Origin of the sequence: Methylobacterium soli, assembly GCF_008806385.1 — a bacterium.
Taxonomy (GTDB): domain Bacteria; phylum Pseudomonadota; class Alphaproteobacteria; order Rhizobiales; family Beijerinckiaceae; genus Methylobacterium; species Methylobacterium soli.
In genome coordinates this window covers 161,299-174,457 of the sequence record NZ_VZZK01000009.1, presented here as the reverse complement: position 1 = coordinate 174,457, position 13,159 = coordinate 161,299, and the positions used below count along the sequence as shown (strand labels likewise).

Here is a 13,159-nt window from a genome sequence, read left to right as displayed (position 1 = left end):
GCAGCCTTCCACGTTGAAGAATGTAACAGCCTCGGCTCTACCCGAAGATCAAGTACCCAGACTCGATCTGACTGCTCAGGTGCACCTGAGCTTCGGGACTCTGCGCAATGCTGAGAGCAACGTCCGCTCGACTCGCGCCATGCGTCAGCGCGTCCGTCCAGCCCTGCAAACCGCTTGCCTCCGCATCACGCCCAAGCGCTTGCTCATAAAGCGAGTTCACAAAATCCGCATCGGACTGGCCAGCGTGTCCGAACAGGTATTCACCAGACGACAGCATCGCACTCGCCACCGCTGAGAGCGCCTGCCCTGCTCCCGCCGAGCCACCCGTCGCTCCGGCCTGCTCCACACCAGCCGTGAAGCTTTGAAGCCCGCCCGCCTCCGGCGTCCGCCCGAGGATGCCGTAGTACAACCGCGCGACCGCTGCCTCGTCTGCATCCGGCACGAACACACCAGCTTCGAAGATTGGCCGAAGAACGGATTGTGCCTCGGTCGAGGTGGCAATCTGCACCGCCACTTCTGCTCGGCTGACGCCTGCGTTGAGCTCGCTGGTGAAGAATTCCAACCCAGCAGCTTCAGGGGAACGGTTCAGCAGATTACTGTAGAGATCATAGATGAAGGTGTCGGTGCTTGCTGCAGCTTCGCCGTACTCGGGCGACAGCAATATCACGTTCGCCACGTCCTTGAGGCTCGCTCCGGCTTCCAACGCGGCGGTGAAGCCCTCCAACCCGAGCGGGTCGGGAGCGCGGTCGAGCAGAGCCTCGTAGAGTGCGTACACGCCGCCCGGCTGGCTAGCTGCGTTAGTCTCGACAGCGCCAAATTGCGTGGGATCGGGCTTCGGCGAAGGCCCTCCTTCATCGGGGGGATCGAGAGCTACGATGGCGCTCACCGTCGCAGGATCGAGGGTCGCGAAACCGTCGCTGAGCGTGACGGTGAAACCAGCAGCCGTGTCCGAGCTGCCGTCCTGCTGGAAACTAACGTCGCCACCGTCCAGATCGGCCTGTGTGAAGCGTGAGGCCACGTTGCCGTCCAGGAGCACGCTGCCGCGAGTGGTGCCGATGACCGTGTAGATGAGCTGGCCATCAAGGGTGTCGGGATCGCTTGCGGTCAAGTCAGCTTGGGTGAGCACGACCGTGCCCGCACGCTGAACCGAGAGCGTCCTGTCGCCGCTGAGCACTGGAACGTCGTTGACTGCCTCGATGGCGAAGGAGGCGATGGCAGTGCTGGACAGCGGATCGTCCACCCCGTTCGTCGTACCGTTATCGGTGACGGTATAGGTGAAGCTGGCTCGACCGTTGAAGTCGGTGTCTGGAGTGAACAAAACATCAGTGCCGCGGATCGCGGCGGTACCGCCCACCACATTGCTGAGGGCCGTGATGGTCAAACTCTGGTCGCTCTCGTTCGCGGGACCGGCCGTGTCGTTGGCTAGCAGGCTAGCGAACGAAATCGTGCGCACACCCGAGTCTTCGGCAATCGGTGTTAGCGTCTCGCCAGTGACCACCGGCACGTCATTGATCTCGCCGATAGTGAGCGTGGTGGTCGCGGTCGCGGTCTGCGGACCGCCTGCGCCCTGCTCTGCGGCTGTGCCATCGTTGCCGTCCGAGAAGGTGTAGGCAAGCGTCACCGTGTTGGGTGGGGCGGGGTCGGTGTTCTCGTAGGTCAGACCGCGCAGAACGGCGTTGACGGTCGCGTTTGTGACCATAGTCGCGTGGCCGCCGAACGCGATCGTGAGCGTTCCGTTGCCGTTGGTGACGTTGGCGATCGGATCGCCCTCAGGGTTGAGGAGCTGTCCATCTGCGATGTAGTAGCCGCCGCCGACGCCGAACACATCTTGCGGATCGGCGCCACCCTGGCGGCTCACTGTGAGCGTTGTGCCGTTGTAGTTGCCGTTGGTATCAGCCAGCGCGTCAAGCTCCACGTCGCTGATTGCAGCGTTGGCGTCGATGACCGTTGCTTGCCCCTCGATAGCCGTGCCCGTCGTCGCCAAGGTGAGCGCCGGCGCGTCGTTGACGGGGGTGACATCGAGGGTGATCGTGCCGGTAATCGCCGGGGCTTCACCGTCGCTGATCGATACGCCGATTGTGGTGTCGAGGTCGTTGTTGGTCGCGGGCGCGAAAGCGAGAGCAGCCAGGGCCGTGTTGACCTGGGCGACGCTGCCGGAGACCGTGTAGACGCCGTCAGTGCCCGTGCCCACGCCGCTGAGGCTGCCAGCGGCCGGGTTAGCCAGGGTGAGGGTGGCAGTAACCACCTCACCTGCGTCCAAATCGGTGACCACGATGTCATCGATCGCCACGCTCGCGTCCCCTTCCGTGTAGGTCACGGTCTGGGTCAGGCTGTTCGTAGCCGTGGGTGCATCGTTGACCGGCGTGACATCGAGGGTGATCGTGCCGGTGATCGCCGGAGCCTCACCGTCGCTGATCGACACGCTGATCGTGGTGTCGAGATCGTTGTTGGTCGCGGGCGCGAAAGCGAGAGCAGCCAGGGCGGTGTTGACCTGGGCGACGCTGCCGGAGACCGTGTAGACACCCTCTACGCCTGTGCCCACGCCGCTAAGCGTGCCAGCGGCCGGGTTAGCCAGGGTGAGGGTGGCAGTAACCACCTCACCTGCGTCCAAATCGGTGACCACGATGTCATCGATCGCCACACTCGCATCCCCTTCCGTGTAGGTCACGGTCTGGGTCAGGTTGCTCGTGGCTGTGGGCGCGTCATTGACGTCCGTGAGGGTGAGCGTGAAGGTCTTGCTATCCTCGGGCGTTGTACCGTTGATGGTGGCATCGTCGACGGAGACGGTGACGGTGAGGCTTTGGTCCGTCTCGAAGTCGAGACTGGCACCAGCCTTCAGGTAGAGGGCGCCATCGTAGATCTCGAAACGGTCGGAGCTTTCACCTGTGAGCGCGACGGTATTGGTGCCGGAGTCGGCATCCAACACAGTGATGTCGGCAAGCTTCATGCGGGCTGACGTGTCGGCGTTCTCGGCCAACGTGTCACTGTTCTGCGACAGGCTCAACGTCGGCGCGTCGTTGACGGCGTTGACGGTGACGCTGATGGTGCCGGTCGGGTTGGTGCCCTGCGGGCCGTTCTGGCTGTCGTCGATGGCGACCGCCACCGAGGTGCTGCCGCTGTAGTTTGCTTCCGCAAGGAAGCTGACGTTGGCCAGCGCCGCCGCGACCGCCGCCGGTGCACCGGTGATGGTGTAGGCGCCGTTCACGTCGACGCCTGCGCCCGTGAGGCTGCCGGCGGCCGTATCGGCAAGCGTCAGGGTGGCGGTAACGACGGCGCTGTCGATGTCCACGATAGTGGGCGCATCGGTGAACAGTGGGGTGGCTGCCGCATCCTCCTGGACGGTGAGCGGCTGCGTCAGGTTCGTAGCGGTCGGCGCATCGTTGACCGCGTTGACAGTGATACTGACGGTGCCGCTGGGCTGGGACACGGTGGAGTCGCGGTCACTGACCACAACCTGCACGCTGGTCTCACCGTTGAAGTTGGCAGCCGCTTCGAACCGCACCGCAGCCAACAATGCTGCGGTCCCCGCCGGCGAGCCAGAGAGGTAGTAAACGCCGGGAATTCCGGGCGCCGAGAGGCCGGGACCAGTAAGTCTGCCTGCACTCGGGTCGGCGAGGGTCAGGGTTACGTCCAGACCTTCACTGTCGCCGTCCGAAACGGTGGGTGGCGTTGTGAACAGTGCGGTCGCCGGCCCGTCCTCGTTCAGGGTTAGGGTGCTGGTCAGTCCGGTTGTCACAGGCACATCGTTCGCGTCCGTGACGGTAAGCGTGAAGGTCTCGCTATCCTCAGGCGTCGTGCCGTTGATGGTGGCATCGTCGACGCTGACGGTGACGCTGAGGCTCTGGGCCGTCTCGAAGTCGAGACTGGCACCAGCCTTCAGGTAGAGGGCGCCATCGTAGATCTCGAAACGGTCGGAGCTTTCACCTGTGAGCGCGACGGTATTGGTGCCGGAGTCGGCATCCAACACGGTGATGTCGGCAAGCTTCATGCGGGCTGAGGTGTCGGCGTTCTCAGCCAGCGTGTCGCTGGTCTGTGATAGGCTGAGCGTCGGCGCATCGTTCACCGCGTTGACGGTGACGTTGACTGTCGCTGTGTCAGTGCCGCCATTCCCGTCCGAGACAGTGTATCCGAAGCTCGTCGTGCCGTTGAAGTCGGTGCCCGGCGTAAAACGTACCACGCCGCCCGTAAGCGTCACGCTCCCACCGCTGGCTGGCTGCGTGACGGTGGTGACCGTCAGGGTCTCGCCAGTGTCCGGCGCCGAGCTGTCGTTGGCCAACACGTCGACGATCGTGACACCACTATCTTCGTCTACCGTGAGAGTGTCATTTTCGGCAGTCGGCGCTACATTGACTACCATGTCTGGATCTTGATTGGCGAGATAAATACCGTACAAAGTATTACTGTTCGGCTCCCAAAGCACAATCACATTACCATTCTCGTCGACAGAAGCCTGCGGGCTTCGCTCGTCGTCATTCGGAGTGGTCGGATGAACGAGAAGCGGCGCAGATGTCGCTACATAATCATTATCATATACACGGTGGTACAAGTCTAGATTCTGCGGATCGCCAGACGTTCCCTGGGCCCAGTAGACACCAAAGCCACCATTTGCGAACGCAACAGCCTGCGCCGTTGATGTTCCCGTATTGCCGACGTTGGCGGACACTGCAAATGCGGACGGACTTCCACTTAGCCCCGGCCCATAAATTTTGGCCGATAGAGTATCGCTGGCATCAAGCCCGCCCGAGGTGGGACCGTCGCCATTATAGACTACCAGGACGTCGCCGTTGGCAAGGAAAGCCACATCGCGGAGACTGGAACCAACACTTATGTCTTTATCATTTGGAGCTAATGCTGGAACTGTTCCATCATTGTTGACTGAAAATTCGTATGCCAGTGTATGAACTTTACTATCGAGCTGGTTCTGGGACCATGCCACGACGACATTGTTACCTTGGGTTGCAACCTGCACTCCTGTCGGGCTCGGCTGCGCCGTTTCGCTGACTTGCACCTCTGCTGAAAGCGGGTTGAGGCCGGGATCGAAGGTTCGAGCAACAACCTGCGCGCTTGTGAAGTCAGAAGCATACTGCGTCCACGCGACGACAAGATTGCCGTTCGGCAAACTAGCAACTGACGCGGCAGAACCATTGTCCGACAAGGGACTAGCGCTGATCTGACGCACAGCGCCTGCTGTTACCGTCGAGCCAGTTACTGTATAGATCGCGCCATACTGTTGAGGGGTGCTACCTGAATAATCACACCAAACCACAGCGAAGTGGCTACTGTCAATCGCCGCCACCTGAGGATCATAAACACTTCCGCCGCCCACTGCATCGATGAACTCGGCGCCTATAGGAGATCCGTCCGAACCAATAATGCGAATGCCAAGTCCACTTGGGTTTCCCTGCCTGTCGTCGCTGTCATGTGAGTAGGCGGCTACAGTATATCCATTGGGAAGATGAGCTAGACTCCCGGAACGATCCCGACTATCGCCGGCATCGCTTGTCGGAATTTGAAAACTGGTGCCGGCTGCCACGTTGTGGACTCCCCTCAGACCCGATAACCAAGACGGGCGCTGTAATACGGGCAGCTTCGTACCACCTATGGTTGAAAATCCGGTACGGATTAGTACTAAACTTGTCAAAAAAAGTTGAGTGTGGCCGTCGCGCGACAGGGCGGATCGGGCACTGGAGATATCGAGTCAATCCGCGGCGCACCGGTGCCCTGCGAACTGCTGCGGGATGGTCCGTAAGCTACGTGTTGGACCTCGGCGACGATGAGCACCACCGTTGCCGCCTGTAACGAGGCCGCGTGCATGCGCACCTTGATGCTCGGCTCGAGCGGTAACAGAGCCAAGATATTTCAAGGACATCGCTCCGACTGTTAATCGCTTTGTCGCAGGTTCGAGTCCTGCTCGGGGAGCCAAATACCTTCAAGCGCTCAGTTCGTTCCCCTCGATGAACAGTCGAGGCGTCGATCGAACCTCGGCATCGAGCGTTTTTCTCCGAGGCGCTTCTGCCCTCCGGGCGGCCCGCATGACGGGCCCGCCAAAATTCCGCGCAGAAGTTTCGCCTTTGCCCAACCTGAGAGCATCGCCGTCGCCAGCGGCGCGCAGGATGGCGCGCGACGCCCGGGCGTCTTTTGTCCTGGCGCTGCAAGGCACGATGTCACGGCGATCCGACAAGGTTGAGCCTCCCCGCTGATCGGGCGCCGGATCGTATCCGACAAAAATATTCTGTCGATCTCGGTATCGGCGGATTAAATCCTCACCCAGATCGTATTCGAAGCTGGGCCGCGCGCAATTGAATTGCTATGGATCCCCCACGACCGGGACAGGTCGGCGTGGGAGGATTGAATGGATCTTGCTGCTTCACACGGGAGCGCGGTTGCACCGCCGGGTTGGCTGTCGCGCGAGAACATCGTCGCCAAGCCCGGCTTCAACCGCTGGCTCGTGCCGCCGGCCGCCCTGGCCATCCATCTCTGCATCGGCATGGCCTACGGCCTCTCGGTGTTCTGGCTACCCCTCTCGCGGGCGCTGAGCGTCGGCCGCCCGAGCGCCGCGTCCTGCCCGGACATGGGCGTGATGACGGCCCTCGTGACCACCACCTGCGACTGGCGCGTCAGCGACCTCGTCACGGTCTTCTCCATCGGAATCGTGATGCTCGGCCTCTCGGCGGCCCTCTTCGGGGGCTGGCTCGAGCGGGCGGGCCCGCGCAAGGCCGGAATCGTCGCGGCCCTGTGCTGGGGCGGCGGCTTCCTGATCGGGGCGGCCGGCGTCTACGTCCACCAGCTCTGGCTGATCTGGCTCGGCATGGGCCTGATCGGCGGCATCGGCCTCGGGCTCGGCTACATCTCGCCCGTCTCCACCCTGATCAAGTGGTTCCCGGACCGGCGCGGCATGGCCACCGGCATGGCGATCATGGGGTTCGGCGGCGGGGCCATGATCGGCTCGCCCCTGGCCGACAGCCTGATCAAGACCTTCAAGACCGCCGACACCGCGGGCGTGTGGCAGACCCTCGCGCTGATGGGCCTGGGCTACATCGTGTTCATGCTGGGCGGCGCCTTCGGCTACCGGGTCCCGCCGGCGGGCTGGCGCCCCGACGGCTGGACGCCGCCGGCCGCCCGCAACGCGATGATCGCCTCCGGCCACGTCCATCTCGACGACGCCCACAAGACCGTGCAGTTCTGGCTGATCTGGCTGGTGCTCTGCCTCAACGTCTCGGCCGGGATCGGGGTGCTGGCCCTGGCCTCGCCGATGCTCCAGGAGATCTTCGGCGGCGTGCTGATCGGCCTGCCGGGCGTCGGCTTCGGCGCGCTCGATGCCGGCCAGAAGGCCCAGATCGCCGCCATCGCGGCCGGCTTCGTGGGCCTCCTGTCCCTGTTCAACATCCTGGGCCGCTTCTTCTGGGCCTCCCTCTCCGACAGGATCGGCCGGAAGGTCACCTACGCGACCTTCTTCGCCCTCGGGGGCCTGCTCTACGCCGCCGCGCCCTGGGCCGCCGGCATCGGCTCGCAGGCCCTGTTCGTGGGCTTCTTCTGCATCATCCTGTCGATGTACGGGGGCGGCTTCGCGACGATCCCGGCCTATCTGGCGGATGTCTTCGGCACGCAGTTCGTCGGCGCCATCCACGGGCGGCTCCTCACCGCCTGGTCCACCGCCGGCATCGTCGGCCCCTTCGTGGTGACGAAGATCCGCGAGGTGCAGGCCGCGGCGGGCGTGCAGGGGGCGGATCTCTACGGGCGCACCCTCTACATCCTGGCCGGCTTCCTGGCCGTGGGCTTCGTGGCGAACCTGCTGATCCGGCCCCTCGCCCGCCACTGGTTCATGGAGGAGGCCGACGTGGCGGCCCTGGAGACGAAGAGTGCCGCGGCCGGCGCGATTGCGTCCGGCTCGTTCGGGATCGGGCGCGGCGGGCTGAGCGCCCCCGCGATGCTCGCCTGGGCGGTCGTCGGCCTTCCCATCCTGTGGGGCATCTGGATCACGCTCTCGAAGGCGCTGATCCTGTTCCGATAGGCCGTGACCGATCTTGCCGTGACCGATCTTGCCGTGACCGACCTTGCCGCGATCGAGCCGTCGATCGCGGCAATTCGCAGGCCGCCGGCCGGGCGGCGCCCGGCCTCAGCATCCGATGCAGATGCCCCGGTCCAATCCCGGGTCGATCCCGGTGCGGCCGGCCCGAACGCCCCCGTTGTGGCGCGGCCCCGCCGGGCCGAAGCCGCGCCCGTTCCGCAGGATGACCGGGGCGGCGGCGCCGTCCTGGGGCTGGAACAGCACGTTGCGCTGCGCGTCCATCCGCAGGGTGTCGACATTCGTGATCTGCTGCTGCCGGACGGCGTTGGCCTGCCCCATCGCGGCCAGGGAATCGTTGATGCTGTTGAGGTTCGCGCTGGGAAGGCCCTGGGCCAGGGCCGGCGCGCTCATGCCGACCAGGATGGGGAGGCAGGACAGGATTGATGCGCGCATGGCGGTTCTCCGGGCTCGTGTCGATCCTGCGAGACGACGTGCGAGGCCTCGGCGGAGTTCCGGAGCGCCCGCCTGGCCCGGACGGTGCCGTACGCTCCGGCGTGGTTAACGCCGCGTTAACCATTCCCCGACATGGCTGGGGCATCGCCGAGGCCGCGCTCCCGGGGCGGCTGACCTCACGAGCCCGATCATCATGTCCGCAGCGCGCTCCCAGAATCCGACCGTGCTCGAGCTCCTCGAGCGCGGAGCCGTGAAGCCCGAGGCGATCGTGCGCCTCGCCGAGACCTACCTCGCCACGCCGGGCCTGCGCCTCTACACGCTCGCCTTCGGCTTCGTCCTCGACATCGCGGCGGCGGTTCAGGCCTACCCGATCGCCCGCGCCGTCGCGGACAGTTCGCTCGCCTCGTTCCGCACCAAGCGCGCGACCGTCACCACCGCCATCATCCTGGCTCGGCCCGAGAAGGCCTGATCGCGCCCGCGACGCCGAACGGCCGCGCCGGCGCCTCGGGATCGGTCGGGCCTCCGGCCGGTTGTCCCAGAGACAACCGATGCCGGAGCCACCCCATGGCCGAGTCTCGCCACAACCCATCCGACCCGATCGCGCAGGGCGCCCAGGCCCGCATCCACGGCCGGCCGAAGGATGCCTGCCCCTACCCGCGCGACAGCGAGGAGCGCACCTCCTGGATGGAGGGCTACGACGGCGCCCCCCGCGATCACGCGCCGGACCTGCCCCTCGCCCTGGGGTGACGGCGCCGGCCCCGGCCGGGTCGATCAGGGAGCCTTCTCGACCTGACCGCGGATCTCGCCCTTCGGGTTCTCGCCCGTATGGATGTTGAAGTAGAGCTTGCCGGCCGTCAGATCCGCCGCCTTGGCCTCGTCGAGGGTCGCCGAGCCGCTGAAGGGGCTCGCCGTCACGGTCGCGGGGATCAGCACGCCCGCATTCTTGCCGGCTTCCGCGGGCCCATGGAAATGCGCGGCCGTGACCGGGCCGGTGAGGCCGCTATACTGGCCCTGCCACGACAAGGTCTTGCTCGCCGGATCGTAGGTTGCCGTGACCGTCCCGGTGCCCGGGGCGGTGTTCGCCGGGACCTCGGACGCGCCGCTCAGCGTCGCCCGGAAGGTCGTCGTCTCGCCGGCCGCGCCGGCCGCGGTGAGCGACGCCGCGAGGGCGAGCGCGGCGAAACCCGAACGAAATGCGTGGATCATGGGAACCTCCCGGACGCAGTCCGATCCGGGCTGCATCCGGGACATAGGCTTCTCGCCCTGTGTGGCCAGCCGGGATCGCCCCGCGCCTGCGCCTGATCCGGGTCAGGCGGCGTTGCGGCGGCTCCGCCGCTCCGGCGCCTCCGCCTGCGCGCCGGGCCGGCCGAGGCCGATCGCCCGGGCGAGTTCGGAGCGCTGCGCCGCGTAGCTCGGCGCGACCAGGGGATAATCCGTCGGCAGGCCGTAGCGCTGGCGATACGCGTGCGGATCGAGACCATGGGCCGCGAGGTGGCGCTTGAGGGTCTTGTAGGACTTGCCGTCGAGGAAGCTGATCAGCGCATCCGGGGTGATCGACCTGCGGATCTGGGCCGGGCTCGGCTTCTCGACCGTCTCGGCGGGCGCCGCCGCCACGGCTCCGCTCGCCAGGCCGTTCAGCGCGGCATGCACGCTCCCGAGCAAGGCGGGCAAGTCCGCGACCGGCACGGAGTTGTTCGACACGTAGGCGCAGACGATATCGGTCGCGAGCGTGACGAATTCGGGCGCGATGCCCTGTGTTTCTTCTGACACTTGTACAATCCAGTTGTTGAACCCCTCGCGGCCATAGATCATTCCGCAATTCGTGAAATCAAGGGCAGCTGGCCAAGACGCGTGGCTAACCTGTCGGGAGCGATGATCAGATCGGGAGGTTATTGCGCTTTCATCAGAACAGGAGCGCACCGGCCCGGTCCTGCCTCCGGGCCGGAACGGTCGCGGTTGCCCTCGGGACGGACGATCCGCGCGGGCGACCTGCGGCCGGCGGGCAGTCCCCGCCGCCCGGGACCCGGCCGTTCCGCCCGTTCGGGGAACTGGCACGCTCGCGCCCGGCATGCGAGACGGGCAGCATGAGAGGACGTTCGATCACGGCCCGGCTTCGGGCGGCAATCCGCTCCACCCGGCGGGGCGCGGACCCGCGATGAGGCCGGCCGAGATCGCCGCCTTGCGCCGCCGCGCCGCCGCCCTCGAGGCGGAGGTGGCGGATCTGCGCGCGCGCCTGGCGCGGACCTCCGGCCCGGAGACCGGCGTGGCGGCCGTCGAACCGGGCGACGGCCTGGCCGGCGAGCACGACCGCGCCCTGTTCGACACCCTCGATGCCGGCTTCTGCATCGTCGAGGTGACGTTCGCGGGCGGCCAGCCGGTCGATTATCGCTTCCTCGCGGCCAATCCCGCCTTCGCGCGGCAGACCGGCCTCGGGGACGCGGTCGGCCGGTGGATGCGCGACCTCGCGCCCGATCACGAGCAGCACTGGTTCGACACCTATGGCCGCGTCGCCCTCACCGGCGCGCCGGTCCGGTTCGAGAGCCTCGCATCGGCGCTGGAGCAGCGCTGGTTCGACGTGCACGCCTTCCGGATCGGCCGGCTGGAGCAGCGCCGCGTCGCGATCCTGTTCAACGACATCTCCGCCCGCCGCTCGGCCGAGCTGCGCGCGGCGGCCAACGAGCGAGAGCTGCGCCTCGTGACCGACGCTCTGCCGGTCCTCATCGCCTTCATCGACCGCGACCTGATCTACCGCTTCGCCAATGCCGCCTACCGGGACTGGTTCGATCGCTCCCCTGATCAGGTGGTCGGACGGGACGTGCGCGACCTCCTCGATCCGAAGGGCTATGCCGCGCGCCGCGCCGCGATCGAGCGGGCCCTGGCGGGCGAGGAAGTCCGGTTCGAGCTGCCCTGGCCGCGCCGCGACGGCGGCTCCCGCGACGCCGAGATCCGCTACCTGCCGCGGCGCGCGGCGGATGGGAGCGTCGACGGCTTCCACGTGTTCGTGCAGGACATCACCGACCGCAAGCGCGTCGAGGAGCTCCTCTCCGCCCGGGCCGAGTCGCTGGAGCGGGAGGTCCAGGCGCGCACGCGCGAGCGCAACCGCCTGTGGGAGACCTCCAACGACCTGATCGGCACGGCCGGCCTCGACGGGTTCCTGAAGGCCGTCAACCCGGCCTGGACCCAGATGCTCGGCTGGAGCGAGGCCGAGCTGCTGGCGCGCCCCTTCCTGGATATCGTCGACCCGGCCGACCATGGCGAGACCGCCGCGGTGGTGGCACGCCTGGCGCGCGGGGAGACGGTCTCGGGCTTCGTCGACCGCGTCCGCGCCCGGGACGGCCAGGATCGGACCATCATGTGGACGGCCGTGCCCGAGCCCGACACGGCGTTGTTCTACATCGTCGGCCGCGACCTCACCGACCAGCACAGGGCCGAGGAGCAGTTGCGCCAGGCCCAGAAGATGGAGGCGGTGGGCCAGCTCACGGGCGGCATCGCGCACGACTTCAACAACCTGCTCACCGGCATCTCGGGAAGCCTCGAACTCCTGCAGACCCGCATGGCGCAGGGGCGCCTGACCGAGCTCGACCGCTACATCAACGCCGCCCAGGGCGCCTCGAAGCGGGCGGCCGCCCTGACGCACCGCCTGCTCGCCTTCTCGCGCCGCCAGACGCTCGACCCGAAGCCCACGGACGTGAACCGGCTCGTCTCCGGCATGACGGAGCTGATCCGCCGCACCGTCGGGCCCGCGATCGAGATCGAGGTGGTGGCCGCCGCCGGCCTGTGGCCGGTCCTGGTCGATCCGCCTCAGCTCGAGAATGCGCTGCTGAACCTCTGCATCAACGCCCGCGATGCCATGCCGGACGGGGGCCGCATCACCATCGAGACCGCCAATTCCTGCCTCGACGCGCGCGCCGCCCGCGACCGTGACCTGCATCCGGGCCCGTATGTCTCCCTCTGCGTGACCGACACCGGAACCGGCATGACGTCCGACATCATCGCGCGCGCCTTCGACCCGTTCTTCACCACCAAGCCGCTCGGCCAGGGCACCGGCCTCGGGCTCTCGATGATCTACGGCTTCGTGCGCCAGTCGGGCGGGCAGGTGCGGATCGCCTCGGAACCGGGCGAGGGCACGACGATGTGCCTCGAACTGCCCCGCCATCACGGGGCGACGCAGGAGGCCGACGGGCTCGCCGATCTCGCGGGCGCGCCGCGGGCCGAGCAGGGGGAGACGGTGCTGATCGTCGATGACGAGCCCTCCGTGCGCATGCTGGTGACGGAGGTTCTGGAGGATCTCGGCTACACGGCGATCGAGGCGGCGGACGGGCCCGCGGGGCTGAGCGTGCTGCAATCGGACGTGCGCATCGACCTGCTGGTGACCGATGTCGGGCTTCCGGGCGGCATGAACGGGCGGCAGGTGGCGGATGCGGGCCGGGCCGTGCGGCCGAACCTCAAGATCCTGTTCATCACCGGCTACGCCGAGAACGCGGCGATCGGCAACGGCCATCTGGAGCCGGGCATGCAGGTGCTGACCAAGCCCTTCGCCATGGAGGCGCTCGCCGCCCGCATCCGTGAGCTGATCGCCAGCACCTGATACGGCTCGGTTTTTATTCTAATCCATCCATCACGAAAACTTTATTACGCGAAGAACGACAGAACATTTTGTGTTATTATGGCCACAATCGAGCCATATCCTGACTGAAA

The 13,159-nt window shown here is 66.4% G+C and carries 8 protein-coding genes; 4 read left to right on the top strand and 4 right to left on the bottom strand.

Annotated features, from left to right (window positions below; genetic code table 11):
• Positions 1 to 37: 37 nt before the first annotated feature.
• Positions 38 to 5,119 (bottom strand): tandem-95 repeat protein, encoded by a 5,082-nt coding sequence (locus F6X53_RS11300; protein WP_151000115.1) that lies wholly within the window; start codon positions 5,117 to 5,119, stop codon positions 38 to 40.
• A gap of 1,233 nt (positions 5,120 to 6,352) precedes the next feature.
• Between F6X53_RS11300 and F6X53_RS11295 the strand changes: the two genes are divergently transcribed.
• Positions 6,353 to 8,011 (top strand): OFA family MFS transporter, encoded by a 1,659-nt coding sequence (locus F6X53_RS11295; protein WP_151000114.1) that lies wholly within the window; start codon positions 6,353 to 6,355, stop codon positions 8,009 to 8,011.
• 105 nt (positions 8,012 to 8,116) lie between these two features.
• On the opposite strand, the gene F6X53_RS11290 is transcribed toward F6X53_RS11295, so the two are convergent.
• Positions 8,117 to 8,461: a hypothetical protein gene (locus F6X53_RS11290; protein ID WP_151000113.1), complete on the bottom strand. Its 345-nt coding sequence runs from the start codon at positions 8,459 to 8,461 to the stop codon at positions 8,117 to 8,119.
• Positions 8,462 to 8,654: 193 nt separating this feature from the next.
• Between F6X53_RS11290 and F6X53_RS11285 the strand changes: the two genes are divergently transcribed.
• Complete coding sequence (locus tag F6X53_RS11285) at positions 8,655 to 8,930, top strand: hypothetical protein (RefSeq protein WP_151000112.1); 276 nt, start codon at positions 8,655 to 8,657, stop codon at positions 8,928 to 8,930.
• A gap of 95 nt (positions 8,931 to 9,025) precedes the next feature.
• Positions 9,026 to 9,208: a ribosome modulation factor gene (gene rmf / locus F6X53_RS11280; protein ID WP_151000111.1), complete on the top strand. Its 183-nt coding sequence runs from the start codon at positions 9,026 to 9,028 to the stop codon at positions 9,206 to 9,208.
• A gap of 24 nt (positions 9,209 to 9,232) precedes the next feature.
• Here rmf and F6X53_RS11275 read toward each other — a convergent pair whose 3' ends face one another.
• Positions 9,233 to 9,667: a CHRD domain-containing protein gene (locus F6X53_RS11275; RefSeq protein ID WP_151000110.1), complete on the bottom strand. Its 435-nt coding sequence runs from the start codon at positions 9,665 to 9,667 to the stop codon at positions 9,233 to 9,235.
• 102 nt (positions 9,668 to 9,769) lie between these two features.
• Positions 9,770 to 10,231 carry a Ros/MucR family transcriptional regulator gene (locus F6X53_RS11270; protein ID WP_151000109.1) on the bottom strand — a complete coding sequence of 154 codons (462 nt, stop codon included), beginning with the start codon at positions 10,229 to 10,231 and terminating at the stop codon, positions 9,770 to 9,772.
• A gap of 385 nt (positions 10,232 to 10,616) precedes the next feature.
• Between F6X53_RS11270 and F6X53_RS11265 the strand changes: the two genes are divergently transcribed.
• Positions 10,617 to 13,049, top strand: a complete 2,433-nt coding sequence (locus tag F6X53_RS11265) for a PAS domain-containing protein (RefSeq protein WP_342353993.1) — start codon at positions 10,617 to 10,619, stop codon at positions 13,047 to 13,049.
• The last annotated feature ends 110 nt before the right edge of the window (positions 13,050 to 13,159 follow it).